Source organism: Rhodococcus sp. 2H158 (assembly GCF_053764755.1).
This window is the reverse complement of the sequence record NZ_JBSNCE010000008.1, coordinates 1-24,607: the sequence shown is the minus strand read 5'-3', so window position 1 is coordinate 24,607 and position 24,607 is coordinate 1. Positions and strand designations below refer to the sequence as shown.

The following is a 24,607-nucleotide window of genomic DNA, read 5'->3' as shown; positions in this document are numbered from 1 at the left end:
GCCGGTTCCGCTGATCGGGACGCTCACGCCGGCGCCTCCGCGAGGGACGCGCCGAGGTGCCGCAGCTGCGCGGTGGCCGACCCGAGGTGGAACTCGTGGTGTTTGGCGGCCAGGAAGTACCGGTGCACGGGGTGGTCCTCGTCCAGGCCCACTCCGCCGTGGACGTGTACGAGTGTGTGCGCGACGCGGTGCCCGGCGTCGGCGGCCCAGAACGCGGCCGTGCGCAGTTCCCCGGTGTCGGTCAGCCCGGCTCCCGCGCGGAAGGCGGCCTGCCACAGGGTGAGCCGGGAACCCTTGACGTCGATGTAGGCGTCGGCGAGCCGCTGGGCGACCGCCTGGAAGCTGCCGATCGGCCGATCGAACTGCACCCGCTCGCGGGCGTACTCGGCGGTGAGTTCGAGCGCCCGGTCGAGCACTCCGTATTGGTACGCGGCCGAGCCGAGCAGCCCGCGGTCGCGCAGCCACGCGGTGACCGCACGGCCGTCGGTGCCGAGCGCGCGGTCCCCGGGCACGGAGGCCGCGGCGAGGGTGAGCGTCCCGAGGCAGCCGAGGCCGGTGTCGTACTGGCGGGTCACGGTCACGCCGGGATCGCCGGGACGGACGAGGAGCACGGTGACGCCGTCGGGGGTCGAGGCCGGTACGAGGAACAGGTCCGCGGCAGGCGCGGCGTCGACGAGGACCTTGGTGCCGTCGACGATCCATCCGCCGTCGGCGCGACGTGCCGTGGTGGTCGGTGACGTGGGATCGTCGTTCAGTTCCTCCTCGAGGGCGGCGGTGAGGATCTTCTCGCCGGTGGCGGCGGGTTCGCCCCAGTCGCGACGCTGCGCGTCGCTGCCGAACTCGGCGATGGCGGCGGCGGACACGACGATCGAGGACAGGTAGGGGACGGCGGCGACGCCGCGGCCGAGTTCGGTGAGGATGCTCGTCTGTTCGAGCGGTCCGAAGCCGTCGCCGCCGACGGACTCGGGCAGCGCCGCGCCGAGGATGCCCGACGAGGCGAGCGCGTCCCACAGGATGTGGTCGATGCGGTCCTCGGCGGCGTCGAGCCGGCGCAGGTGGTCGTTGGTGACGATCTCGGTGACGATGCGGCGGGTGAGCCCGGCGAGGTCCTGCTGCGCCTCGGTGCGGGTGAAGTCCACGGTTTGTCCTTCCGGTGGAGTGTCAGCGCTTGGCGGGTGGCTGTCCGAGGGCGGTCATCGCGATGATGTCGCGCTGGACCTCGTTGGTGCCGCCGCCGAAGGTGAGGATCAGGGAGCTGCGATGCATCCGTTCGAGCCGGCCCCGCAGCAGCACGCCGGGGGAGTTCTGCCGCAGCGTGGCCGACGGGCCGAGGATCTCCATCAGCAGGCGGTACGCCTCGGTGGCGAACTCGGTGCCGAACACCTTGTTCGCCGACGCCGGTGCGGGTCCGAGCGGCGCAGTGCTGGAAGCGATCTCCCAGTTCATCAGCTTCAGGTACTCGGCCTTGGCGTGGACCCGGGCCAGGTTGATCTGCACCCATTCCTGATCGAGGACGCGGCGGCCGTCGGGCAGGCGGGTGTGCTGCGCCCACGCGCGCACTTCCTGCAGCGCGGTGAGGATCGGGCCCGCGGAGGTGAGCGCGACGCGTTCGTGGTTGAGCTGGTTGGTGATCAGCGCCCAGCCGCCGTTCTCCTCGCCGACGAGCGCGGACGCCGGGACCCGCACGTCCTGGTAATAGGTGGCGCTGGTGTCGGGGCCGGCCATGGTGTGCACGGGGGTGTAGGAGAACCCCTCGGCCGTGGTGGGCACGATGAGGACGCTGATGCCCTTGTGCTTCCGCGCATTCGGATCGGTGCGGCACGCGAGCCACACGTAGTCGGCGTAGGCGATCAGGCTCGTCCACATCTTCTGGCCGTTGATCACCCACTCGTCGCCGTCGCGCACGGCGGTGGTGCGCAGCGACGCGAGATCCGTACCCGCCTCGGGCTCGGAGTAGCCGATGGAGAAGTGCAGCTCGCCGGCGGAGATCTTCGGCAGGAAGAACTCCTTCTGCTCGGGCGTGCCGAAGTGCATGATCGTCGGCGCCACCGAGTTGACGGTGAGGAACGGGACGGGCGCGCCGGCGATCGCGGCCTCGTCGGTGAAGATGAGCTGGTCCATGGCCGAACGGTTCTGGCCGCCGTACTCCTCGGGCCAGCCGAGCGTGAGCCAGCCGTCCTTGCCCATCTGCTGGACGACCTCCCGGTACACGTTGCCGGCGCCGTACTCGCCCGTGGTCGCGGCGAGCGCCTCCCGCCGTTCGGGGGTCATCAGGTCGGCGAAGTAGGCGCGCAACTGCGCGCGGAGTTCCTCTTGCTGCGGGGTGTACGCGATGTCCACGAACCGCTCCGTTCGTCGGGTAGGCAGCTGGTCGACGGCCGAGGACCGGGATCGGCTCGGCGATGTTCCCGAATCATTGCACAGAACTGAAACGCGTTCTAGCCTGGTTTTCGAGCCGTCGCGCCAGCCTGCGCGTCCGGCGCCCGATCGGTCGAGCAAGCGAGAAGCGAGGTCTGTTCATGGAGGTCAAGGTCGACTTCGATCGTTGCGAGGCGAACGGCGTGTGCGTGGGAATCGCGCCCGAGGTGTTCGATCTGAACGACGACGACGAGCTGATCGTCACGCACCCCATCGCGCCGGAGCACGAGGAGGACGTGCGCACGGCGATCGCGCAGTGCCCGCGTGCGGCGCTGAGCGAGGCCTGACGGGGACGCTTGTCAGAAATGAGAACACGTTCTACATTTCCGGGGGGCGCCGGAATCCGCGGCGACCAGGAGCGCGGCGGCCCCGGGTGGACCGCCCGACATCGCTAGGGAGAGCGCGTCCATGAGTGCAATCGGCAACGGTCTCGGTCCCGCAGGAAACGGTGCGACGGACGAGGGGGGCGTGAGTCTCGACGGCAAGGTCGCCGTCGTCACCGGCGCCGGTGCCGGGCTCGGCCGGGCGGAGGCCGTCGCGCTGGCCCGGGCCGGCGCCGCGGTGGTCGTCAACGATCTCGCGGCGACCGATGCCGTCGAGGACACCCTCGCCGAGATCCGCGACCTCGGCGCCGACGCGGCGTTCGTCGCCGGCAGCGTCGCGGAACGCGCCACGGCCGACGCGCTGCTCGCGACGGCACAGGAACGCTTCGGCCGCCTCGACATCGTCGTCAACAACGCCGGCATCGTGCGGGACCGCATGCTGTTCAACATGTCCGACGAGGACTGGGACGCGGTGATCGCCGTGCACCTGCGCGGCCATTTCCTGCTGTGCCGCAACGCGGCGGCGTACTGGCGTGGCGAGTCCAAGAAGGCCGGCGGTCCCGTCTACGGCCGGATCGTCAACACGTCCTCCGAGGCCGGCCTGCTCGGCCCCGAGGGGCAGGCCAACTATGGCGCCGCCAAGGCCGGAATCACGGCACTCACTCTCTCCGCCGCGCGGGGCCTGTCCCGGTACGGGGTGCGCGCCAATGCCATCTGCCCGCGGGCCCGCACCGCCATGACGGAGGGCGTCTTCGGTGCCGTGCCCGAGGGGGAGGTGGATCCGCTGTCGCCCGAGCACGTCTCGGCCCTGGTCGCCTACCTGGCGTCGCCTGCGGCGGGCCGGATCAACGGCCAGGTCTTCGTCGTCTACGGCCCGATGGTCGCGCTCATGGCCGCGCCCGTCGTCGAGCAGCGCTTCGACGCGGACGTCCGGTGGACTCCGGAGGGCCTCGCCGAACGGGTCGGCGGCTACTTCGGCGACCGGGACCCCGCCCGTAACTTCTCGGCCGCGCAGGCGCTCGCCCTCTGACGTCCCACTAGGTGATACCCGAAGTGACATGCAACGTTGTCCTTCGGTAATATCGCGCCGTCCGGGACCGATCCGGTTAGTGTCGGCTCGACCCCGGACTCGCGTGCCGTCCGGCGATCCGGGCACGTGAACACGCGCCCGGCGGCCGCCCGGAGAGCGAGTGGTACCTGTTCTAGTTTCGTGTCCCACGACGCGGTTCGCGGAGGGCGCGGCCGGTGCGGTTCCCGACCGGGGTCGGGCCCCGTGGACGGGCGGCGGATCCGATCTCCCGGTCCGCTGAATTCCCAGTTCGAGCCCCGAATTCCCGCTCGACGCGAGCGCCGCTGATCCGGTCGGTGGGGCGGGGCTCCCGTCCCGAAGAAGTAGCCGTGTCACGCCGCGCCGCGGTGGTCTTTGACACATGAACACGTTCTAGTTAGTATGACGCGGGTCACAAGATGACCCCTCGTCGGCCGCGGCCGGCGAGCGAACCAACGGAGGAGGAGACGGTGGTAGACCTCCTCGAGGTACCGCTCCGCGCGGTCGGTGGATTCTTCGCGATGACGGGCGAGACCGCCCGGGCCGTGTTCTCCCGGCCCTTCCAGCGACGCGAGTTCGTCGATCAGGCATGGTTCGTCGCGCGGGTGTCCCTCGTGCCGACGGTCCTCGTCGCGGTGCCGTTCACCGTCCTGGTCAGCTTCACCCTCAACATCCTGCTGCGCGAGATCGGCGCCGCCGACCTCAGCGGCGCCGGCGCCGCCCTCGGCGCGGTCACCCAGGTCGGCCCGATGGTCACCGTGCTCATCGTCGCCGGTGCCGGCGCCACCGCCATTTGCGCGGACCTCGCCGCCCGCACCATCCGAGAGGAGATCGACGCGATGCGCGTGCTCGGCATCAACCCGATCCACCGCCTCGTCGTGCCCCGGGTCCTCGCGTCCACCGTCGTGGCGCTGCTGCTCAACGGGCTGGTGTGCACCATCGGCATCCTGGGTGGCTTCGTGTTCTCCGTCTTCCTCCAGGACGTGAACCCCGGCGCCTTCGTCAACGGCATCACCCTGCTCACCGGCTTCGGCGAACTCGTGATCTCCCAGGTCAAAGCCGGCCTGTTCGGCATGATCGCCGGCCTCGTCGCCGCCTACCTCGGCCTCAACGTCAAGGGTGGCGCCAAGAGCGTCGGCGACGCCGTCAACCAGACGGTCGTGTTCGCCTTCATGGCATTGTTCGTGGTCAACCTTCTCGTCACCGCCGTCGGCATCAAGCTGACGGGCGGGTGACCGGCACGGCGGTGATGTAGATGGCAGTGATCTCCTGGCGCTTCCCCCGCGCGCGGCGCCGTATCGCCCGCGCCTCCGACTCCGTGGACCGGCTCGGCGAGCAGGCGCTCTTCTTCGGCAAGGCGCTCGGATACGCCCCGCGCGCGATCACGCACTACCCGAAGGAGACGGTCCGGCTGATCGCCGAGATCAGCATGGGCACCGGTGCGCTCGCCGTGATCGGCGGAACGGTCGTCATCGTCGGCTTCCTGACCCTGTTCACCGGTGGCATCATCGCCGTGCAGGGCTTCAGTTCCCTCGGCAACATCGGCGTCGAGGCGCTCACGGGCTTCTTCGCCGCCTTCATCAACGTCCGCATCGCGGCGCCCACCATCGCGGGCATCGGCCTGGCCGCCACCATCGGCGCCGGCTCGACCGCCCAGCTCGGCGCCATGCGGGTCTCGGAGGAGATCGACGCGCTCGAGGTCATGGCGATCCCGTCGATCCCGTATCTCGTGAGCACCCGCGTGATGGCGGGGATGATCGCGATCGTCCCGCTGTATTCGCTGGCGGTGATCGCCTCGTTCATCGCCAGCCGCTTCGCGACCGTCGTGCTCTACGGCCAGTCCGCGGGCGTGTACGACCACTACTTCGACACGTTCCTCATCCCCACCGACATCCTGTGGTCGTTCGTGCAGGCCATCGTCATGGCGGTCGCCGTCATGCTGATCCACACCTACTACGGCTTCAACGCCGGTGGCGGCCCGGTCGGCGTCGGCGTCGCCGTCGGCAACGCGGTGCGCGCATCCCTGATCGCCGTGGTGACCGTGACCCTGCTCATCTCGCTCGCGGTGTACGGGGCGACCGGCAACTTCAACCTCTCGGGATAGGCGCATGGACACACCTTCCTGGAAGAAGAAACTCGCGGCCCTCGGTCTCGTCGGGGGGCTCACCGTCGCCGTCGCGCTGGCGCTGCTGATGTTCGCCGGTGCCTTCACCGCCACCACCCCGGTCACGGTCACCTCGGCGCGGTCCGGCCTGGTGCTGGAGCCCGACGCGAAGGTCAAGCTCCGCGGTGTCGAGGTGGGCCGGGTCCGGTCCGTCGAGCACACCCCCGACGGCGCGCTGCTGCAGCTCGCGATGGATCCCGGCCAGCTGCACCTGGTGCCGTCCAACGTGCGCGTGGCCATCGAGTCCACCACCGTGTTCGGCGCGAAGTTCGTCAATCTGCTCATGCCGGACGATCCGTCGCCGGTGCCGCTCCAGGAGGGCGCGATCATCGCGGCCGAGAACGTCACCGTCGAGTTCAACACGGTCTTCCAGCACCTGTCCGACGTGCTCGCGCAGGTCCAACCGGAGAAGCTCAACGCCACCCTCGGGGCGATCTCCGAGGCCCTGAACGGTCGCGGCGACACCCTCGGCGCCACCCTCGTCGAGGCCGACGACTATCTCACGACGATGAATCCCTCGCTGCCGCAACTGCAGTACGACCTCGCCGTGGCCGCCGACGTCACCAACCTGTACGCCGACGTCGCGCCCGACGTGATGAACCTGCTCGACAACGCCACCTCGATCGGCAACACCGTCGTCGACGAGCAGGCCAACCTGGACCTGATGCTGATGAACGTCACCGGCCTGGCGAACACCGGTCGCGACGTCCTCGGCGAGAACGAGGCGCAGCTGACCTCGGCGCTGGACCTGCTGACGGAGACCACGACGCTGCTCGGCGAGTACTCGCCGGAGCTGACGTGCTTCATCGTCGGGCTCAACGACGCGCGAATCGCCTTCGAGCCCATGGCCGGAACCGGCAAGTACCCGGCCCTGATGCTGAGCACGAACTTCCTGGGCGGCGCCACCATGTACGACCACGAGAAGGACCTGCCGGTGGTGGGCGCGACGGGTGGGCCGAACTGCCACGGGCTGCCGGCCTTCGACCCCCAGCGCGACGGCCACGCCCCCTTCGTCGTCGCCGACACCCACCCCGTGCCGTTCCACCCGAACACCGAGACGTGGGTGCGGTACCCGACGATCTTCGGTTTCCTGTTCGGCGACATGCTCCCGGGAGGCGAGTGAGATGCCGGAGTCGCAGAGGCGGACGTGGACCCGCCCGGTGGGCCGGGCGCCGCGGGGGAGCGGGGTGATCCGGTGAGGGCCACCACGGTCAAGTTCCTCGCGTTCACCGTCGTGATGGTGCTGATCTTCGCGGCACTGGCGATCGTGTTCAGCCAGGTGCGGTTCACCGGCACGCAGACCTATCACGCGACGTTCACCGACGTGTCCGGGCTGCAGGCCGGCGACAAGGTCCGCATCGCCGGGGTGCCCGTCGGGTCGGTCGACAGCGTCGACATCGGTCGCGGCAACCAGGCCGAGGTGTCCTTCGACGTCGACGCCGAGCACACGCTGCTGGCGAGCACCAAGGCCACGGTGCGGTACGAGAACCTGGTGGGCGACCGCTACCTCGAGCTGCTCGAGGGACCGGGTACCGGCGAGACGCTGCCGGCCGGCGGCACGATCCCGGTTGGGCAGACGGAACCCGCGCTCGACCTCGACCTGCTGCTCGGCGGATTCAAGCCGCTGTTGCAGGGTCTCGACCCGCAGCAGGTCAACGACCTGTCCGGCGCGCTGCTCCAGGTCTTCCAGGGGCAGGGCGGCACCCTGGTGTCGCTGCTGGGCAACACCAACTCCTTCACGAACTCCCTCGCCGACCGGGACCGGTTGATCGGCGATGTCGTCGACAATCTCAACGCCGTCCTCGCCACCATCGACGAAAACGACCAGCAGTTCACCGAGACCGTCGACCGCTTGCAGACCCTGGTGAGCGGGCTCGCGCAGGACCGCGATCCGATCGGCACCGCCATCCCGCGGATCGCGGCCGGCACCGGGGATCTCGCCTCGCTCCTGCAGAACAGCCGGCCGGACCTGCAGTCGGTGATCGCCGAGACCAACCGCACCATGACGCAGCTCGACCTCGGGCAGGACGACATCAACCGGACGCTCGAGCGGCTGCCGAACGACTACAAGAAGCTCATCCGGGTGGGGGTGTACGGCAACTTCTTCCAATTCTTCCTGTGTGCCAACACGTTCAAGTTCTCGGGACCGGACGGGACCACCATCCGTTTCACGTCGGCCGAGCAGACGACCGGAAGGTGCGCGAAGATCGAATGAGTCCGATCCGTGAACGCAATCCCGTGCAGGTCGGCATCGTCGGCTTGTCCGTCGCGGCCGCGACGGTGCTCGCCGGCCTGCAATACGACCAGCTGCAGTTCCTCTCCGGCGGCCTGACCTACTCGGCGTACTTCGCCGACGCCGGCGGTCTCGTGCCCGGCGACACCGTCACCCTCGCCGGCGTCGACGTCGGCGAGGTCACCGACGTCCGCCTCGACGACCAGCAGGTTCTCGTCGCCTTCACCGTCCGCGACGGCATCGCGCTCGGCGAGGACACCGGGGCCGACATCAAGACGAACACGGTGCTCGGACGCAAGTCCCTCGCGGTGCAGCCCTACGGTTCGGGGACGCTCGACCCGCGCGAGCCGATCCCGCTGGCGCGCACCGACTCCCCGTACTCGCTCACCGACGCCCTCGGTGACCTCACGACATCGGTGTCGGATCTCGACACGGAGCAGATCAACGACTCGCTCAACGCGCTGTCGGATTCGCTGCAGGACACCCCACCCGAGTTGCGCGGGGCACTCGAGGGAATGACCAGGCTGTCCCGGTCCATCAACGCGCGCGACGAGTCGCTCGAGGACCTGCTGGCCCGCGCCGAATCGGTGACCGGCATCCTCGCCGAGCGCAGCGACCGGATCAACGCCCTCGTGGTGGACGCCAACGCCCTCTTCGGGGAGCTGAGCGTGCGCCGCGACGCGATCACCGAGCTGATCGCGAACATCTCCGCGGTCTCACGGCAGCTGTCGGCGCTGGTGCAGGAGAACCAGGCGCAGATGGCTCCCACCCTGGAGAAGCTCAACGCGGTGACCGCCAACCTGCAGGCGAACAAGGAGAACATCGCCGGCGCCCTCGACGGTCTCGGCCCGTACATCAGCGCGCTCGGCGAGTCCGTGGCAAGCGGTCCGTTCTTCAACGCGTACGTGTCGAACGTCCTGCCCGCGCCGTGGTGGAAGGCCTTGGTCGACAGCACGGTCGCCCCCGAGCTGCTGCAGCAGGACCTGCAGGACATCATTCCGAAGAACCCGCCGTCGATCACGAAGGATGGCGAATGAGCACCCACACCCTCGAGGCCCCCGGCAAGCGCCGCCGCCTGCTGATACCGGTGATCGCCGGTGTCACGGTGGCGGCCCTGGCCCTCGTCGCGTTCGCCGTGGTGCTGCCCGGCTGGGGGAAGCGCACGATCAACGCCGAATTCGTCTCCACGAGCGGCCTGTACGAGGGCGACGACGTGCGCGTACTGGGTGTGAGCGTCGGCACGATCACTCGCATCGAGCCGGGCGACGACCTGGTGCGCGTGCAGATGCAGGTCGACGACTCCGTCGACATCCCGGCCGACGCCAAGGCCGTGATCATCGCGCAGAGCCTCGTGTCCGCGCGCTTCATCCAGCTGACCCCGGTGTACTCGGGCGGCCCGCAGTTCGCCGACGACGCGACGATCCCGGTCGAGCGCACCGCCTCGCCGGTCGAATGGGACCAGATCAAGACGGAACTGATGCGCCTGTCGGAGGCGCTGGGCCCCCAGGGCCTCGACCCCCAGGGCTCGCTCGGCCGCTTCATCGACACCGCCGCCGAGAACCTCGACGGCAACGGCCTGACCGTCCGTGCCACGCTGCGCGAACTGTCCGAAACCATGCACACCCTGTCGGAGGGGCGCACCGACCTGTTCGGCACCGTCCGGAACCTGCAGGCGTTCGTGTCGGTGCTCTCGACGAGCAACGAGCAGATCGTCCAGCTCGGTGGCCGGCTGGCGTCGGTCTCGGACGTCCTCGCCCAGAGCTCGGGCCAGCTCGGTACCTCGCTCGCGGACCTCGACCTCGCGGTCGGCGACGTGCAGCGGTTCGTGCAGGACAACCGGGCGGCGCTGACCGAGTCGGTGCAGCGCCTCGCCGACGCCACCGAGGTGCTCGCACGCAAGCGGCCCGAGATCGAGCGGGTCCTGCACTCCGGCCCGACGGCGCTGGCGAACTTCTACGACATCTACAAGCCCGCCCAGGGCTCGCTCACCGGTGCGCTGGCGATCAGCAACCTCGCCAACCCCGTCGAGTTCATGTGCGGGTCCGTGGCCGCCGCGGCGAACGCCACCTCCGACCGCAGCGCGGAACTGTGCCGCCAGCAGCTCGGGCCGGTCCTCCAGTCGCTGGCGATGAACTACCTGCCGATCATGACCAACCCCATCGCCGCGGTGGAGGCGTTCCCCGACCAGATCGTGTACACCGAACCGGGTCTCGAGGCGGAGGCCGAGGCGGCGGGCCGGGGCATCGCACCCGCGGCCGCCACCCCGCCGCCGGCCGGGCCGCTCTCGGACCTGCCGACCGTGACGGTTCCCCCCGACCTCGGTGCGCTGCTGCAGCCGGGAGGAGGACGATGAGCACCCGAACCCGGCACACCCGCCCGGCACGGCGGTACGCCGCCGCGGTGGTGGTGGTCGCGGCGTCCCTGACGTTGACCGGATGCGAATGGGAGGGGCTCAACTCCCTTCCCCTTCCCGGCACCGCCGGGCACGGCGAGGACGCCTACCAGGTACGGATCCAGATGCCGAATGTGACCACCCTGACGCAGAACTCGCCGGTGCGGGTCGACGACGTCCAGGTCGGCAGCGTCACGAAGATCGAGGTCGAGGACTGGCACGCGCTCGTGACGGTGGCCCTCGACGGCGACGTCGAACTCCCGGCGAACGCCACCGCCAAGATCGGGCAGACCAGCCTGCTCGGCTCGCAGCACCTCGAACTGGCGTCGCCGGCGGACGAGCCGCCGCAGGGCCGGCTCGAGGACGGCGACCTGATCCCGCTCGAGCGGGCCGGGGTGTACCCGACCACCGAGCAGACGCTGTCGTCGCTGTCGGTGGTCCTCAACGGCGGTGGACTCGCGCAGATCAACGACATCACCACCGAGCTGAACGCGGCGCTGAACGGGCGGGAGGATTCGATCCGGAACCTGCTGCCACGGCTCGACGAACTCGTCGGCACCCTCGACCGGCAGCGCGGCGACATCATCGCCGCGATGGAGGGCATCGATCGGCTCGCGTGGACGGTCGACGCGCAGAACGCCACCCTCGTCCGTGCGCTCGACGAGATGCCGGCCGCGCTGAACGTGCTGGTGGAACAGCGGCAGGACCTGACCACCGCGCTCACCTCGCTCGGCGAGATGAGCACCGTCGCCAGCCGGCTCGTCGAGAACAGCGGCGAGGACCTGCAGACCAACCTGCAGGCGCTGGCTCCGACACTGCGTGCGCTCGCCGACTCGGGCAACGCGCTGACCGAGGTGCTCGGCGTGCTGCTGACCTATCCGTTCCCGCAGGCCGGCATCGACCAGGTGATCCGGGGCGACTACGCGAACCTCGCCATGACCATCGACCTCACCCTCGAACGGCTGGACCTGAACTTCCTCACCGGCACCCCGCTCGCCGGGCGCCTCGCCGGCCCGGAAGGCATCCTCGGCCGGGACGCCGGGCTGGCGGCCCAATCCGCGGACCCCTTCCAGGCCCCGCTCCAGCAGCCGGCCGCGCAACCCGCGCCCGGCCCGGCCGCAACCCTGTCGGTTCCCGGTCTGGGGGAGATCACCATTCCGGGGCTGCCCCCGCTGGGGGTGCCCGCGCCATGATGCTGTCGAAGTTCGTCCGGATCCAGCTCGCCATCTTCTCGGTGCTCACGGTGGTCGGGTTGCTGGTGATGTCGCTGCAGTACGTGCGGCTCCCGCAGCTGCTCGGCGTCGGCCGGTACACGGTGATCGTGGAGCTGCCCTCCACCGGCGGGCTCTACCCGCACGCCAACGTCACCTACCGCGGCAACACCGTCGGGGTGGTCGACAAGGTGCAGCTGTCGCCCGCCGGGGTGGAGGCGATCCTGTCGATCGACAGCGACCGCTCGATCCCCGCCGACGTCGACGCGGCGGTGCGCAGCGTGTCCGCCGTCGGCGAGCAGTACGTGGACTTCGTTCCCCCGCAAGACGGTTCGAGCGGGGAGTATCTGTCGGACGGCGACGTGATCCCGGCCGACCGGACGTCGGTGCCGCAGGAGGTGGGCGAGCTGCTCGACCAGGCCGACGTCCTGCTCGCCAGCATCAGCGACACACGGCTGCGCACCGTCGTCGACGAGTCGTTCGACGCGTTCAACGGGTCGGGACCCGACCTGCAGCGGCTGATCGACTCGACCCGCCTGTTCGTGCAGGAGGCGAGCGCCGGCAGCGAGCAGACCAAGGCACTGCTCGATCAGCTCGGTCCGCTGCTCGACACCCAGGTCGTCACCAGCGACGCGATCCGCTCCTGGACCCGGGACATGCTGACGTTCACCGACGGGCTGCGGGCCGCCGACACCGCCCTGCGGGCGGTGCTCGCGAAGGGGCCGGGCGCCGCGGCCGAGGCCGAACAGCTGCTGCAGGACCTGCGGCCGACGCTGCCGCTGCTGCTGGCCAACATGGTCAGCGTCGGGGAGGTGGGCGTGGTCTACAACGCCGGCATCGAACAGATCCTGGTGCTGTACCCGCCGATGACCACGGCGCTGATCACCGCGGCCGGCAGCGGACCGGCCGAGGACGGCGCGGTCGTCGACTTCCACCTGCAGCTGCACGATCCGCCGCCGTGCCTGTCCGGCTTCCTGCCGCCCGAACAGTGGCGCAGCCCTGCGGACACCACGATGGTGGACACCCCCGGCGAGGTGTATTGCAAGCTTCCGCAGTCGGATCCGAACGCCGTGCGAGGCGCGCGGAACCTGCCGTGCATGGAGTTCCCGGGCCGGCGCGCCCCCACCCCGGAGGCGTGCCGCAACGGGTACCAGCCCGGGTACCTCGACAACCCCTGGCGGGGCGCGCCGACGCCCGTGCAGTCGGAAGGCGACATGCCGGTGCCCGCCTCGCACGCGACCGGGACGGGCGCGGCCGCACCCGCCGGGGTCACGGCGCGCGGCATCGACCCGGCGACGGGGACGTACATCGGTCCCGACGGTACGGTGTACCGCAACGTCGACACCGGCCCCGAGACCAGTTTGGAGACGTACATGAAGGCGCAGCAAGGCTGATGGCGGACGAAGAGACCACCACGACATCGACGCCGGAGACCGGACCCGCCCGGCAGAGCCTGGTTCTCCCCGCGGTCGCGGCCCTGATCGTCCTCGCCCTGGTGGGTGCCGGAGTGTGGCTGTGGCTCGGCGCGACGGCCGACCGCGACCACGACGCCCGGCGGGCGGCGTACCTGCAGGCCGCGCGGCAGACCGTGCTGAACCTGACCACCATCCACCCGCAGAGCGCGGCCGAGGACGTACAGCGTCTGCTCGACGGGGCGACCGGTGACTTCAAGGCCGAATTCGAAGGACGCGAAGGGCCTTTCGTCGACGTGGTGACCAAGGCGAACGTGGACACCACCGGCGAGGTGATCGAGGCCGGAATCCAGGCCGAGGACGGCGCCTGCATGTCCTCGCTCGTGGCCGCGCGGTCGATGGTCAGCAACGCGGAACAGCCCGAACCCGAGCCCCGCGACTTCCGGCTGCGGGTGACGATCTGTGACGAGAACGGTCGGCTGCTGGCCTCGAAGGTGGATTTCGTACCATGACCGAGCATTCGAAGGACGAGGCCGTGACCCTCGAGAAGACCGACGACGCCGAGCGAGCCGAGGGTGTGGAGGGCACGGAAAACGCTACGGCGCAGCCCGGCTCCGGGGGAGGTGCGCGCCGGATGCTGCTCGCGGCCCTCACCGCCGCGGCGATCGTGCTCGCCGGCCTCGTCGGCGTGGGCGTGTATGACAAGGTCGAGCGCGACGGCGCCGAGGCCGCCCGGACCGCGGCCCTGCAGGCCGCCGAGGAGCAGGCCGTCGCGATGCTCGCGTACGACCACGCCACCGTCGACGAGCAGGTCGCTGCCGCCGCCGACGGGCTCACCGGCGACTTCCGGGACGAGTACACGAACCTGATGAAGAACGTCATCGCGCCCGGCGCCAAGGAGAAGGCGATCACCGTGCAGGTGAGCGTGCAGGCGTCGTCGGTCGTGTCGGCCGAGGCCGACCGGGCGGTGACCCTGCTGTTCCTCAACCAGATCACCACCAGTTCCGTCAATCCCGAGGCGGTCAGCAGCGGCAGCCGCGTCCGCGTCGAACTCGAGAAGCACGACGGCCGTTGGCTGGTGAGCCGCCTGACCCCGATCTGAGCCGGGCGGACGGTCAGCGGCCGGGCAGGCGCACCATGTGCACGAAGAACCGGTCGATGTGCCGCACGGTGGCGACGAACCGGTCGAAGTCCACCGACTTGGAGACGTAGGCGTTGGCCCGCAACCGGTAGCTGCGCACCACGTCCTCCTCGGCGGTGGACGTCGTCAGCACGACGACGGGGATGGACGCCAGGTCGGGATCGGCCTTGACCGCCTCGAGCACCTGCCACCCGTCGTACTTCGGCAGGTTCAGATCGAGCAGCACCAGCGCCGGCCGCGCGGCGCCGGCGTGGGCCCCGCGCCGGTACAGGAAGTCGAGCGCCTCCGCGCCGTCCCGCACCACGTGCAGCGTGCTGCCGATCTCGTTGGCCTCGAACGACTCCCGGATGATCAGCTCGTCCCCGGCGTCGTCCTCGACGAGCAGCACGTCGAGGGAATCGGCGGGCGTGGGCATGCGTTGTGCCGGCGTCCCGGCCGTCGCCTCCTCGACGTTGCGCTCGGACGACGACCGGAAACCGTAGGCCTCGCGGTCCGGTGTGCTTGTCACTCGGGCTCGCCGACCTCCGCCGGCGCGATCAGCGCCGGACCGGCCGCGCCCTGATGCGCGAGGGCGTCGAGGAAGGAGCGCGCCCACCGGTCCACGTCGTGGGCGAGGACCTGTCGGCGCAGTGCCCGCATGTGCCGCCGACCGTCCTCGCGGGACTGGGTCAGCGCCGCCTCCATCTTATCCTTGACGTCCTCGAGGTCGTGCGGATTGCACAGGAACGCCTGGCGCAGTTCCGCTGCCGCCCCGGTGAATTCGCTCAGGACGAGGGCGCCGCCGAGGTCGCTGCGGCAGGCCACGTACTCCTTGGCGACGAGGTTCATGCCGTCGCGCAGCGGCGTCACCAGCATGACGTCGGCCGCGACGAAGAACGCGATCAGCTCGTCGCGCGGAATGGGCCGGTGGATGTAGTGCACCACGGGCCGGCCCACCTCGGCGTACTCGCCGTTGATCCGGCTGACCGTCTGTTCGATGGCGCCGCGCATCTGCACATACGACTCGACGCGTTCGCGGCTGGGGGTGGCCAGCTGCACCATCACCGTCTCGGCCGGATCCACCCGGCCCTCGGCGATCAGCTCGAGCAGCGCGTCGAGCCGGACGTCGATGCCCTTGGTGTAGTCGAGCCGGTCGACGCCGAGCATGATGTGCTTCGGGTTGCCGAGCTCCTTGCGGATCTGCTTGGCGCGGTCGCGGATCGACTTGCGGCGGGCCCGCTCGTCGAGCTGCCCGGAGTCGATGGAGATGGGGAACGCGCCGACGCGCACCGCCCGGAACCCGACCTGCACCACCCCGAGCTTCGAGCGCACACCCACGGTGCCGCGGGAGGTCTGATGACCGGCCAGCCGGCGCGCGAGATACAGGAAGTTCTGGGCGCCGCCGGGCAGATGGAAGCCGATCAGATCGGCGCCGAGCAGCCCCTCGACGATCTCGGTCCGCCACGGCATCTGCATGAACAGCTCCACCGGCGGGAACGGAATGTGCAGGAAGAAGCCGATGGTCAGATCGGGCCGCAGCATCCGCAGCATCTTCGGCACCAGTTGCAGCTGGTAGTCCTGCACCCACACCGTCGCGCCCTGTGCCGCCGCCTTCGTGGTCGCCTCCGCGAACCGGCGGTTGACCTCGACGTAGGCGTTCCACCACTCCCGCCGGTACTCCGGCCGGACGATGACGTCGTGGTACAGCGGCCACAGCGTCGCATTGGAGAAGCCCTCGTAGTAGTCGGCGATCTCCTGCCCGCTCAGCGGCACCGGATGCAGCTCGAGGCCGTCCTCGACGATCGGGTCGAGTTCGGCGTCGGCGACACCGGCCCAGCCGACCCACGCTCCGCGGTTGTTGCGCAGGATCGGCTCGAGCGCGGTGACGAGGCCACCCGGGCTGCGCTTCCATCGGGTCGAGCCGTCCGGAAGACGCTCGAGGTCGACGGGCAGGCGGTTCGCGACGACCACGAAGTCCGAACCACCCACGTGCATCGACTCCTCACCTGCAGCCACGTGGTGCTCCTCTGTCCTTGTTCGCCGGTATCCGCTCAGTCCGTCTTCGGGTTCGGCCCGATGCCGAGCATGGACAGCAGCATGCGGCATTCGTCCGCATCCTCCGCGTATGCAGCGACGACACGCTGCGCCTGACGGGCCGTCTCGTCCGCGACGGGTTCGAGTTCCTCGTCGGGGATGTCGTTCTCGGTGGTGGCGTCCGCGACCATGGTGGTTCCTCCCGGGCTGGCTGCTCCGTTCGAGCAGGTCATTCGTAGTGCGACTCTATGAGAACCGGCGACTCCGACGCCACCCGCTCCACGAGTTAGGGTCGGCTCACTTCGGGGAGCGCGGGCGTGGAACGGAGAGTTTCGTGTGGTGGGAGGCATCACCGTGGGTATCAACAACCCGTCCGGTGGCATGCCCCCGAAGATGTGCTGCCAGGGTCGCGACCTGCGGTGCAGGGTAATGTGGATCGGTCCGTTGTGCCCGTGCGGCCGTACGGCCGCACCCGTGCCACCCACCTCAGGAAGGTTTTCATGCCCATCGCGACAATCAACGGCATCCCGCTGAACTACCAGGTCAAGGGGACCGGCGACCTCGTCGTGCTGATCATGGGGACGGGCAGCCCCGGCCGGGTCTGGGACCTGCACCAGGTCCCCGCGCTGGTCCAGGCCGGCTACCGCGTCGCCACCTTCGACAACCGCGGCATCGCGCCGTCGGGTGAGAGCCTCGGCGGCATGACCATCGACGACCTGGTGGCCGACACCGCCGGACTGATCGAGCTGCTCGGCGGTCCCGCGTACGTCGTGGGCACCTCGATGGGCGCGCGCGTCGCGCAGGAGCTGACGCTGGCGCGCCCGGACCTGGTGCGCAAGGCGGTGTTCCTGGCCGGGCACGCGCGCATGGACCAGTTCCAGCTCACCCTGACCGAGGGCGAGCGGCAGTTGTACGACAGCCGTGTCGAGCTGCCCCCGAAGTACCGGGCGGCGGTCACGGCCGTGATGAACCTGTCGCCGGCGTCGCTGGCGGACCCGCACACCGCGCGGGACTGGCTCGACGTGTTCGAGTTCACCGGCGGGAAGACGTCGCCGGGCGTGCGGGCGCAGCTGGGAATGGACCGCGAGTTCGACCGTCGCGTGGCCTACCGGGCGGTGCGGGTGCCGTGCCTGGCCGTCGGTTTCGCCGACGACCGGATGATCCCGGCGTACCTGTCGCGGGAGGTCGCCGACGCCATCCCCGGCGCGAGCTACCAGGAGATCCCGGACGCCGGGCACTACGGCTACCTCGAGCAGCCGGAGGCCGTGAACAAGGTGCTGCTGGAGTTCCTGGCGAGCTGAACCTCGCCGAGACCGGGATCGCGGCCCGGGGCGTGTCGGGGTTTCGCTCGCCGCCACGGCATTCCGCCGCGTGACCGCTTCGTGGGCGGTGGCGGACTCGTGAACCGGTGACACGGGTTCGGTGTCACCGGTTCACGGGTGAAAGAGGTGATCGTGTCACCTCGGTTCGGGCGGGACGGCTGCCGGGAGGGCGGGGTGCCAGGCTCGGCGTTCCGCTTCGGTGGTGCCGCCCCAGACGCCGTACTTCTGCCTGCTGTCGAGTGCATAAGCACGGCACGGGATTCGGACCGGGCAGGTGTGGCAGATCTGTTTCGCGGTGCGTTCCCGTCGTAGGCGGGCACCGCGTGGCTCGTCGTCCGGGCCGAAGAATACGGACGGCTCGACGAACCGGCAGTCGGCGCGGGCGGTCCAGTCCTCCCGCTCGTCGCGGGACGGTACGGCGAGTTCCGCGGAGGCGCGGGCGGGCGATGTGCTCATGGTCGTCGGTGGGTGCGAGTCGACACCGCACTGTCGTGTGAGTTCACACCACACTGTCGTGCAGTGCACGGTCTCCCTGCCGCGTGCGCGGTGAGGAGGTGCGGGGCCGTGTCTGTCGGTAGTTGTGAACCTGTCCGGGCGCAGATCCCGGCGGTCAGTGCATGTGGCTGCCGCCGTTGATGTCGACGGTGGTGCCGGTGAGGTATGCGGCGTCCTCGGAGGAGAGGAACGTGATGACCGAGGCCACTTCGCGGGTGCCGGCGGTGCGGCCGAGCGGGATGTCGCGGCAGATGGCGGCTTCCTGCTCGGGGGTGCTGCCGACCCGGATGCCGGTGTCGACCGCTCCGGGGGTGACGGCGTTGACGGTCACTCCGGTGTCTCCGAGTTCGCGGGCGAGGGACTTGGTGAAGCCGAGGACGGCGGCCTTGGCGGAGGAGTAGGGGACCTTGCCGAAGACGCCCCCGCCGCGCTGGGCGGAGACGGACGACATGTTGACGATCCGGCCCCAGCCGTTGTCGATCATCGCCGGCAGGAAGGCGCGGGTCACCAGGTAGGTGCCGGTGGCGTTGACGGCCATGACCTTGTTCCACAGTTCGAGGGTGGTGTCGAGGAACGGCACCGGTGAGGTGATGCCCGCGATGTTGGCGAGGGCCCCGACGGGCGGGAGGGTTCCTGCGGCGACTTCGGCGGCGACGGCGTCGTGCGCGCGCTGGACGGAGGCCTCGTCGGCGACGTCGATGTCGTGGCCGAACGCCGGGACGGAGTAGTCGCTGCCGATCTCCGCGGCGACCTTGGCGGACTTTTCACCGTCCAGATCGAGGACGACGACGGCCCAGCCGTCTTCGGCGTAGCGGCGGGCGGTGGCGATGCCGATGCCGCGCTCGGAGGTGGCGCCGGTGACGACGGCGGTGCGCTGGGTGGAAGACATGGGTTTCTCCTCGATGGCTGTTGATGGCTGGGTCAGGGAATGAGGGGGGAGATGAGGCGGGCCGCCTCCGCGGTGCCGGCGGGGCGCTCCGCGTCGGTGATGTCGCGGGTTTCGAGTTCGAGGCTGAAGTGGCCCGCGTATCCGAAGGCGGTGAGGGCGTCGATGCCGGCGGCGAAATCGGCGGCGCCGTTGCCGATGCCGAGATTGATGTTCCCCGGGACGGCGTCGCGCAGGTGCACATGGGTGAGGCGATGGCCGAACAGGCCGACGAAGCCGACCGGGTCGCCGCCGGAAGCGACGATGTGGCTGAAGTCCATCACGATCCCGATCTCGGGGGACAGTCGGGCGGTCAGCTGCGCGGCACGTGCGGTGTCGCAGCACAACCGGTGCACGTGCAACGACTCGGTCCACAGGGCCACGCCGAACGTGCGGGCCGTGTCGGCTGCCCACTCCAATTGGGCGGCAACAGCATCGAGGTCCTCGTCCAGTGACCGGACCGGGGTGTGGTCGAGGGCTCCGCACGGCAGGACCAGTGCCCGGGCCCCGACACCGGCGGTGAGGGTGAGCAGCCGATCGAGGTGACGTCTCCGCTCGTCGCGCTGTGCGGGGGTCAGGGGCAGGTTGAGGTCGCCGATGTCGCCGTTGACGCTGCGCACGCGCAGGCCCGACGCGGCCACCTCCTTGGTCACCTGTTCGACGCCGGCGGCGTCGAGCCCGAAGGGAACGTGGTCGCACACTCCCGGCAGGGCTCCGAGATCGATCTCGGCGAACCCGAGCTCGGCGATGGTGGAGAGCGCCTCGCTCAGCGCGAGGTGACGGAAGCTGATCGACGAGCAGCCGAGCCGGTCGTGGACCACGAGAACTCCTTCGAGGAAGCGGGGGTGATGGGGACCACGGTAGAACGATTCACTGTCAACAGTCAACGGTCGAAGATTGACGGTTGACAGGGACTGGTGGTGGCGGTCACACTCGGTGCACACTGTTGACAGTCGACATCCACTGCCCGATCCCCCCACCGGTCCTCCCGGTTCGAAGAGGAGATGTTCATGAGCACCGATGCTCTCCGGATGCGCGGTCCCGTCCACGGCACGAAAGACGCGAAACGCGTCGCGATCGGCTCCTCGGTAGGGGCGGTCATCGAGACCTACGACTTCATCGGCTTCGGCACCGCCGCTGCCCTGTACTTCGGTACCGCCTTCTTTCCCAGCGGCGATCCGGTCATCGGTACCCTCGCCGCCTTCGCCACCCTCGGTGTCGGATTCGCCGCCAGGCCCCTCGGCGGCATCCTCGGCGGACACCTCGGGGACAGGATCGGGCGCAAGCCCGTCCTGGTCGCCTCCCTCATCGTCATGGGCCTGGCCACGTTCGCGATCGGCCTGCTACCGACCTACACCCAGGTCGGACTCGTCGCCCCGGCCCTGCTGGTGACGGTGCGGATCATTCAGGGTCTGGCCTTCGGCGCCGAGTGGGGCGGGGCGATCCTGATGAGCTACGAACACGCCCCCTGGAAGGCCAAGGGCCGCTACACCGGCATCGTCCAGGCCGGCTTCCCGGTCGGACTGCTGCTGGCGAATCTCGTCTTTCTCTTCAGCGTGCACCTCGACGGTGACTGGGCGTGGCGCGTGCCGTTCCTCGCCAGCATCGTCTTGGTGGCCGTGGGCCTGATCATCCGGTCCAAGGTGCCCGAGTCGCCGGTCTTCGAAGACGTCAAGGACAGCGGCGAGATCGCCGCCTCACCGGTACTCGAGTCGATCAAGAAGGACTGGCGCGACATCCTGCGCGGCATCGGGCTGCGGGTCGCCGAAACCGCCGGATACGCCGTCTCGATCACCTACATGATCTCCTACCTGCACACCAACGACCTGGCCGGAAAATCGGAAACGCTCCTGGCGCTGTGCGTCGCCTCCGCGATCGGCATCGTCGCCACCTTCGCCTGGGCCGCCCTGACGGACCGCATCGGGCGGCGCCCGGTGTACCTGGGCGTGTGCGCCTTCGCCACCCTCTTCGGTGTGCCGATGTTCCTGCTGGTCAACACCGGCCTGTTCGTCCTGATCGTCGCCACGATCGTCATCGCCTACGCGGTGTGCCAGAACGCCCTCGCCGGCGCCCAGGGGGCCTGGTTCCCCGAACTGTTCCAGGCGGCGCGGCGCGCCTCGGGCGCCTCCCTGGCCTACCAGATCTCGGCCATGGTCTCCGGCTTCACCCCGTTCGTCACCACCCTGCTCTACGTCTCTCTCGGCTGGGTCGGCCCGGCCCTGTTGTTCAGTGCCTTCGGGCTGATCGGCTTGATCACCGCCCTGCTCACCCGGGAGACGTGGGGTGCGGCCGAACGCCGACTCGCCGACGAGGCCACCCGCTCAGAAGAACACGCCTCCGGCCCCGGCGGCGCAACGCTGCGCCACCAGGCCGGGACGGCATCGAGCACCAAGGAAAAGGAACTGCTGTGACCACCACTGCGCACGCCGGCGCCGTCCATCGCGACCGCCGCCTCGCCGCCGTCGACGAGTTCGCCTACCGCCTCAGGCACAATGTGCTCGACATGGGCCAGGAACAGGGCCAGGGCTACGTCGGACAGGCCCTCGGCGCGGCCGACATCCTGGCCACCGTCTACGCGGAGCATCTCCGGTTCCGTGCCGACGACCCGGACTGGGCGGGCCGCGACCGGTTCCTGCTCTCGACCGGCCACTACGCCATCGGCCTATACGCAGCGCTCGCCGAGGCCGGGATCGTTCCCCGCGACGAACTGCTGACGTACGGCTCGGACGATTCCCGCCTCCCGATGTCGGGTATGTCGACCTACACCCCCGGCATGGAGATCTCCGGAGGCTCGCTCGGGCACGGTCTCCCCATCGCCGTGGGAATGGCCCTCGGCCTGCGCCACCAGGACTCGCCGGCACGGGTGTTCAACTTCCTGTCCGACGGTGAGCTCGACGAAGGCTCGACCTGGGAAGCGGCGATGAGCGCGCACCACCACCAGCTCGGCAATCTGATCGCGATGGTCGACATCAACGCCCTGCAGGCCGACGGCCCGACCGCCGGGGTGCTGAGCACCGAACCCGTGCACGACAAGTGGACCGCCTGCGGCTGGCGCACCTACCGCGTCGACGGCAACGACACCGGCGCCCTGCTCGGGGCCTTCGACGAGGCCGCGGCCGGTGCCGCCGTGCGCGGCGCGCCGGCGGTCGTCCTGTGCGACACGCGAGTCGGCAAGGGCGTGCCGTTGCTGGAGACCAGGGAGAAGGCCCACTTCATGCGCATCGACGAGCACGAATGGCAGATCTGCCGCGACCAGTTGACCGCCGGATACGACCTCGAGGATGCTCGATGACCACCACCGCCCCCAAGCTCAAGACGTCGGCGATGATCGCCTCCTTCGTCGACCCCGGCCAGAAGACGACCGCCGCGCCGTTCGGCCACGCACTGGTCGCGGCGGCACGGGAGAACGACAAGATCGTCGGACTGTCCGCGGATCTGGCCAAGTACACCGACATGCACATCTTCGCCGAAGCGTTCCCGGACCGCTTCTTCCAGATGGGCATGGCTGAGCAGCTGCTGCTCGGCGCCGCCGCCGGCATGGCCGAAACCGGACTGGTGCCGTTCGCCTCGACCTACTCGGTGTTCGCCGCCCGTCGCGCCTACGACTTCCTGTGCCTGGACATCGCCGAACCGAACCTCAACGTCAACATCATCGGCGGCCTGCCCGGCCTGACCACCGGCTACGGCCCGAGCCACCAGGCCACCGAGGACATCGCCATCTTCCGGGGCATGCCCAACCTGACGATCGTCGACCCGTGCGACTCGGTCGACATCGAGCAGGCGGTACCACAGCTGGCCGCCTGCGAGGGGCCGACCTATCTGCGATTGCTGCGCGGCAAGGTCGCCACCGTCCTCGACGAGTACGACTACACCTTCGAGCTCGGCAAGGCCAAGGTGCTGCGCGACGGCAACGACGTCGTCTTCGTCGCCAGCGGCCTGATGACCATGCGGGCACTGCAGGCGGCGCAGGAGCTGTCCCGGCACAACGTCGATGTCGCCGTGGTCCACACCCCGACGATCAAACCGTTCGACGCCGCCACCGTGCTCGCCGAGATCGACACGGACCGCCTCGTGGTCACCCTCGAGAATCACACGGTCGTCGGAGGGCTGTTCGAAACGGTGGCCGCCGCCGCCGTCGGGGCGGGCCTGGGCCGGAAGATCACCCCGATCGCGCTGCCCGACCGCTTCCTCGCCGCCGGTGCCCTGCCGACGCTGCACGATCGTTACGGCCTGAGCACCGACCGCATCGTCGCCCGCGTCCTGGAGGAGCTGAGCTGACGCAGTGTGGACGGGCCCGCGCCGCCGCCGGCGCGGGCCCGTATCATTGTCGACAGACTGCTGTCGACAGTCGCCCGCTGACACCGCCTGGAGGCATCAATGGCCGCACAACCTGCCGCGCTGCTCGGACTGGAGAAGACCAGTTTGCGCCAGCAGGCCGTCGCGGCTCTGCGCAGCGCGATCACCAGCGGCGCCCTCGCCCCCAGCAGCCCGCTCGTCGAAACCGAGCTGTCCGAGATGCTCCAGATCAGCCGCGGCACCTTGCGCGAGGCCATGCGCCAGCTCCAGCAGGAAGGCCTGATCTCCGCCGGCGCCCGGGGCCGGCTCTACGTCCGCCACCTCGACGCCAAGGAGATCCGCGACATCTTCGCCGTCCGCGCGGCCCTCGAAGCCCTCGCGGTCCGGGAGCTCGCCGAGCTTCCCGACCGCTCGACCGTGGTCCCGGCCCTGCGCGAGGCGCTCGACGTCATGGCGCGTGCCGAGCACGATCTCGATGCGCGCATCGAGGCGGATCTGAACTTCCACCGCATCCTCTGCCGTCTGACCGGCAACGAGACACTGATGCACTCGTGGCAGTCCCTCGAAGGGTCGATCCGCATGTCCATCATGTTCGCCGGGCTGGAAAAGGCTGTCGGCAACATGGACGTCGGGCGGCACAGCGCCATCGTCGACGCCATCGAAACCGGCGACTCCGACGAAGCGGCCGCCGCCGTGCGTTCCCATATGAAATGGGCTGCAGCCAACCTCGTTTCGTGAGTATTCGACTCGCTTCCCGTAGCACCGAGCCGGCGCCGCGGCGCTCTCGGCTGCCCGGGGAGACGATCTCGCCAGTGGCGGGTGCACAGACCCTCTCGCGCGCGGCGCGCGCAGGTCGGGGCGCGGCGTGGCGAACAACGATGACGTCCTTCTCCGGCGTGGCTCTTCCACGACCGTGCCGACGGGGAAGGTGGCGTCGGTCCGCGTCGTGTGTCGTCGAGGGCGTTCCACGCAGACCGGGATCGACCGCCATGGAACAGGAGTCCCCGGACACGCGTTCGGGCGGAGGCGATCGTGTCGCCTCCGCCCGAACGTGACGGTCCTCGACGGATCCTCGAGGTCGCGGGTCCTACGTCTTGGGGACGCGGACGATGAGGGCGTCGCCCTGGCCGCCGCCGCCGCACAGGGCCGCGGCCCCGACACCGCCGCCGCGGCGGGCCAGTTCGAGCGCCAGATGCAGCACGATCCGGGCCCCG

The 24,607-nt window shown here is 69.8% G+C and carries 25 protein-coding genes and 1 pseudogene; 17 read left to right on the top strand and 9 right to left on the bottom strand.

What is annotated here, in order from left to right:
* Positions 1-23: 23 nt before the first annotated feature.
* Entirely contained in the window at positions 24-1,139 is a 1,116-nt protein-coding gene (locus ACWPOB_RS09460) for an acyl-CoA dehydrogenase family protein (protein ID WP_100056306.1), read from the bottom strand.
* A gap of 22 nt (positions 1,140-1,161) precedes the next feature.
* Positions 1,162-2,340, bottom strand: a complete 1,179-nt coding sequence (locus ACWPOB_RS09455; RefSeq protein WP_100056307.1) for an acyl-CoA dehydrogenase family protein — start codon at positions 2,338-2,340, stop codon at positions 1,162-1,164.
* A gap of 179 nt (positions 2,341-2,519) precedes the next feature.
* Here ACWPOB_RS09455 and ACWPOB_RS09450 point away from each other — a divergent pair, with 179 nt between their 5' ends.
* The 12 genes from ACWPOB_RS09450 to ACWPOB_RS09395 all read left to right on the top strand — a co-directional run bounded on the left by ACWPOB_RS09450 (position 2,520) and on the right by ACWPOB_RS09395 (position 14,303).
* Positions 2,520-2,705 carry a ferredoxin gene (locus tag ACWPOB_RS09450; protein WP_100056308.1) on the top strand — a complete coding sequence of 62 codons (186 nt, stop codon included), beginning with the start codon at positions 2,520-2,522 and terminating at the stop codon, positions 2,703-2,705.
* 121 nt (positions 2,706-2,826) lie between these two features.
* Positions 2,827-3,771, top strand: coding sequence for a 3-oxoacyl-ACP reductase (locus ACWPOB_RS09445; RefSeq protein ID WP_455400639.1), 945 nt, complete (start codon positions 2,827-2,829; stop codon positions 3,769-3,771).
* A gap of 488 nt (positions 3,772-4,259) precedes the next feature.
* Positions 4,260-5,024 carry an MlaE family ABC transporter permease gene (locus tag ACWPOB_RS09440; protein WP_455400638.1) on the top strand — a complete coding sequence of 255 codons (765 nt, stop codon included), beginning with the start codon at positions 4,260-4,262 and terminating at the stop codon, positions 5,022-5,024.
* 20 nt (positions 5,025-5,044) lie between these two features.
* Positions 5,045-5,893, top strand: coding sequence for an MlaE family ABC transporter permease (locus ACWPOB_RS09435; RefSeq protein ID WP_100057655.1), 849 nt, complete (start codon positions 5,045-5,047; stop codon positions 5,891-5,893).
* A gap of 4 nt (positions 5,894-5,897) precedes the next feature.
* On the top strand, positions 5,898-7,076 hold the full coding sequence (locus ACWPOB_RS09430) for an MCE family protein (RefSeq protein ID WP_455400637.1): 1,179 nt from the start codon (positions 5,898-5,900) through the stop codon (positions 7,074-7,076).
* 72 nt (positions 7,077-7,148) lie between these two features.
* On the top strand, positions 7,149-8,168 hold the full coding sequence (locus tag ACWPOB_RS09425; protein WP_455400636.1) for an MCE family protein: 1,020 nt from the start codon (positions 7,149-7,151) through the stop codon (positions 8,166-8,168).
* Positions 8,165-9,223 carry an MCE family protein gene (locus ACWPOB_RS09420; RefSeq protein ID WP_006937871.1) on the top strand — a complete coding sequence of 353 codons (1,059 nt, stop codon included), beginning with the start codon at positions 8,165-8,167 and terminating at the stop codon, positions 9,221-9,223. The genes ACWPOB_RS09425 and ACWPOB_RS09420 overlap by 4 nt, the downstream gene beginning before the upstream one ends.
* Positions 9,220-10,539, top strand: coding sequence for an MCE family protein (locus ACWPOB_RS09415; RefSeq protein ID WP_455400635.1), 1,320 nt, complete (start codon positions 9,220-9,222; stop codon positions 10,537-10,539). Before ACWPOB_RS09420 ends, ACWPOB_RS09415 begins: the two co-directional genes overlap by 4 nt.
* Positions 10,536-11,771, top strand: a complete 1,236-nt coding sequence (locus ACWPOB_RS09410) for an MCE family protein (protein ID WP_455400634.1) — start codon at positions 10,536-10,538, stop codon at positions 11,769-11,771. The genes ACWPOB_RS09415 and ACWPOB_RS09410 overlap by 4 nt, the downstream gene beginning before the upstream one ends.
* Entirely contained in the window at positions 11,768-13,183 is a 1,416-nt protein-coding gene (locus ACWPOB_RS09405; protein WP_455400633.1) for an MCE family protein, read from the top strand. Before ACWPOB_RS09410 ends, ACWPOB_RS09405 begins: the two co-directional genes overlap by 4 nt.
* Positions 13,183-13,713 carry a hypothetical protein gene (locus ACWPOB_RS09400; RefSeq protein WP_455400632.1) on the top strand — a complete coding sequence of 177 codons (531 nt, stop codon included), beginning with the start codon at positions 13,183-13,185 and terminating at the stop codon, positions 13,711-13,713. Before ACWPOB_RS09405 ends, ACWPOB_RS09400 begins: the two co-directional genes overlap by 1 nt.
* The gene (locus ACWPOB_RS09395; protein WP_100056542.1) at positions 13,710-14,303 is read left to right on the top strand and encodes a twin-arginine translocation pathway signal; all 594 of its coding nucleotides are present in this window, start codon (positions 13,710-13,712) and stop codon (positions 14,301-14,303) included. Before ACWPOB_RS09400 ends, ACWPOB_RS09395 begins: the two co-directional genes overlap by 4 nt.
* Before the next feature lie 13 nt (positions 14,304-14,316).
* On the opposite strand, the gene ACWPOB_RS09390 is transcribed toward ACWPOB_RS09395, so the two are convergent.
* The 3 genes from ACWPOB_RS09390 to ACWPOB_RS09380 are packed head-to-tail and all read right to left on the bottom strand — an operon-like array spanning position 14,317 to position 16,546.
* Complete coding sequence (locus ACWPOB_RS09390) at positions 14,317-14,850, bottom strand: response regulator (RefSeq protein ID WP_455400631.1); 534 nt, start codon at positions 14,848-14,850, stop codon at positions 14,317-14,319.
* Positions 14,847-16,316 (bottom strand): alpha,alpha-trehalose-phosphate synthase (UDP-forming), encoded by a 1,470-nt coding sequence (locus ACWPOB_RS09385; protein WP_455400756.1) that lies wholly within the window; start codon positions 16,314-16,316, stop codon positions 14,847-14,849. The genes ACWPOB_RS09390 and ACWPOB_RS09385 overlap by 4 nt, the downstream gene beginning before the upstream one ends.
* A 56-nt stretch (positions 16,317-16,372) precedes the next feature.
* The gene (locus tag ACWPOB_RS09380) at positions 16,373-16,546 is read right to left on the bottom strand and encodes a hypothetical protein (RefSeq protein ID WP_455400630.1); all 174 of its coding nucleotides are present in this window, start codon (positions 16,544-16,546) and stop codon (positions 16,373-16,375) included.
* 309 nt (positions 16,547-16,855) lie between these two features.
* Between ACWPOB_RS09380 and ACWPOB_RS09375 the strand changes: the two genes are divergently transcribed.
* The gene (locus tag ACWPOB_RS09375) at positions 16,856-17,656 is read left to right on the top strand and encodes an alpha/beta fold hydrolase (protein WP_100056549.1); all 801 of its coding nucleotides are present in this window, start codon (positions 16,856-16,858) and stop codon (positions 17,654-17,656) included.
* 156 nt (positions 17,657-17,812) lie between these two features.
* On the opposite strand, the gene ACWPOB_RS09370 is transcribed toward ACWPOB_RS09375, so the two are convergent.
* The 3 genes from ACWPOB_RS09370 to ACWPOB_RS09360 all read right to left on the bottom strand — a co-directional run bounded on the left by ACWPOB_RS09370 (position 17,813) and on the right by ACWPOB_RS09360 (position 19,918).
* Positions 17,813-18,133 (bottom strand): WhiB family transcriptional regulator, encoded by a 321-nt coding sequence (locus ACWPOB_RS09370; RefSeq protein WP_455400629.1) that lies wholly within the window; start codon positions 18,131-18,133, stop codon positions 17,813-17,815.
* A 154-nt stretch (positions 18,134-18,287) separates the two neighbouring features.
* The gene (locus ACWPOB_RS09365; protein WP_006937897.1) at positions 18,288-19,061 is read right to left on the bottom strand and encodes an SDR family NAD(P)-dependent oxidoreductase; all 774 of its coding nucleotides are present in this window, start codon (positions 19,059-19,061) and stop codon (positions 18,288-18,290) included.
* Between the two features lie 32 nt (positions 19,062-19,093).
* On the bottom strand, positions 19,094-19,918 hold the full coding sequence (locus ACWPOB_RS09360; RefSeq protein WP_455400755.1) for a sugar phosphate isomerase/epimerase family protein: 825 nt from the start codon (positions 19,916-19,918) through the stop codon (positions 19,094-19,096).
* A 189-nt stretch (positions 19,919-20,107) separates the two neighbouring features.
* On the opposite strand from ACWPOB_RS09360, the gene ACWPOB_RS09355 reads away from it, so the two are divergent.
* The 4 genes from ACWPOB_RS09355 (at position 20,108) to ACWPOB_RS09340 (ending at position 24,131) form a co-directional block, all read left to right on the top strand.
* Positions 20,108-21,508 carry an MFS transporter gene (locus ACWPOB_RS09355; RefSeq protein ID WP_100056550.1) on the top strand — a complete coding sequence of 467 codons (1,401 nt, stop codon included), beginning with the start codon at positions 20,108-20,110 and terminating at the stop codon, positions 21,506-21,508.
* Positions 21,505-22,389: a transketolase gene (locus tag ACWPOB_RS09350; protein WP_455400628.1), complete on the top strand. Its 885-nt coding sequence runs from the start codon at positions 21,505-21,507 to the stop codon at positions 22,387-22,389. Before ACWPOB_RS09355 ends, ACWPOB_RS09350 begins: the two co-directional genes overlap by 4 nt.
* Positions 22,386-23,375: a transketolase family protein gene (locus ACWPOB_RS09345; RefSeq protein ID WP_100056546.1), complete on the top strand. Its 990-nt coding sequence runs from the start codon at positions 22,386-22,388 to the stop codon at positions 23,373-23,375. Before ACWPOB_RS09350 ends, ACWPOB_RS09345 begins: the two co-directional genes overlap by 4 nt.
* Positions 23,376-23,474: 99 nt before the next feature.
* Positions 23,475-24,131, top strand: coding sequence for a GntR family transcriptional regulator (locus ACWPOB_RS09340; protein WP_100056547.1), 657 nt, complete (start codon positions 23,475-23,477; stop codon positions 24,129-24,131).
* A 349-nt stretch (positions 24,132-24,480) separates the two neighbouring features.
* Here ACWPOB_RS09340 and ACWPOB_RS09335 read toward each other — a convergent pair.
* Positions 24,481-24,607, bottom strand: a pseudogene (locus ACWPOB_RS09335) (acetyl-CoA C-acyltransferase); the annotation flags it as partial.

Bases quoted from the DNA above. Each gene is read 5' to 3' on its own strand.
- ACWPOB_RS09450 (WP_100056308.1), top strand. From the start codon at position 2,520: ATGGAGGTCAAGGTCGACTTCGATCGTTGCGAGGCGAACGGCGTGTGC.
- ACWPOB_RS09445 (WP_455400639.1), top strand. From the start codon at position 2,827: ATGAGTGCAATCGGCAACGGTCTCGGTCCCGCAGGAAACGGTGCGACG.
- ACWPOB_RS09435 (WP_100057655.1), top strand. From the start codon at position 5,045: ATGGCAGTGATCTCCTGGCGCTTCCCCCGCGCGCGGCGCCGTATCGCC.
- ACWPOB_RS09430 (WP_455400637.1), top strand. From the start codon at position 5,898: ATGGACACACCTTCCTGGAAGAAGAAACTCGCGGCCCTCGGTCTCGTC.
- ACWPOB_RS09420 (WP_006937871.1), top strand. From the start codon at position 8,165: ATGAGTCCGATCCGTGAACGCAATCCCGTGCAGGTCGGCATCGTCGGC.
- ACWPOB_RS09415 (WP_455400635.1), top strand. From the start codon at position 9,220: ATGAGCACCCACACCCTCGAGGCCCCCGGCAAGCGCCGCCGCCTGCTG.
- ACWPOB_RS09410 (WP_455400634.1), top strand. From the start codon at position 10,536: ATGAGCACCCGAACCCGGCACACCCGCCCGGCACGGCGGTACGCCGCC.
- ACWPOB_RS09405 (WP_455400633.1), top strand. From the start codon at position 11,768: ATGATGCTGTCGAAGTTCGTCCGGATCCAGCTCGCCATCTTCTCGGTG.
- ACWPOB_RS09400 (WP_455400632.1), top strand. From the start codon at position 13,183: ATGGCGGACGAAGAGACCACCACGACATCGACGCCGGAGACCGGACCC.
- ACWPOB_RS09395 (WP_100056542.1), top strand. From the start codon at position 13,710: ATGACCGAGCATTCGAAGGACGAGGCCGTGACCCTCGAGAAGACCGAC.
- ACWPOB_RS09385 (WP_455400756.1), bottom strand. From the start codon at position 16,316: ATGCACGTGGGTGGTTCGGACTTCGTGGTCGTCGCGAACCGCCTGCCC.
- ACWPOB_RS09380 (WP_455400630.1), bottom strand. From the start codon at position 16,546: ATGGTCGCGGACGCCACCACCGAGAACGACATCCCCGACGAGGAACTC.
- ACWPOB_RS09375 (WP_100056549.1), top strand. From the start codon at position 16,856: ATGCCCATCGCGACAATCAACGGCATCCCGCTGAACTACCAGGTCAAG.
- ACWPOB_RS09370 (WP_455400629.1), bottom strand. From the start codon at position 18,133: ATGAGCACATCGCCCGCCCGCGCCTCCGCGGAACTCGCCGTACCGTCC.
- ACWPOB_RS09365 (WP_006937897.1), bottom strand. From the start codon at position 19,061: ATGTCTTCCACCCAGCGCACCGCCGTCGTCACCGGCGCCACCTCCGAG.
- ACWPOB_RS09355 (WP_100056550.1), top strand. From the start codon at position 20,108: ATGAGCACCGATGCTCTCCGGATGCGCGGTCCCGTCCACGGCACGAAA.
- ACWPOB_RS09345 (WP_100056546.1), top strand. From the start codon at position 22,386: ATGACCACCACCGCCCCCAAGCTCAAGACGTCGGCGATGATCGCCTCC.
- ACWPOB_RS09340 (WP_100056547.1), top strand. From the start codon at position 23,475: ATGGCCGCACAACCTGCCGCGCTGCTCGGACTGGAGAAGACCAGTTTG.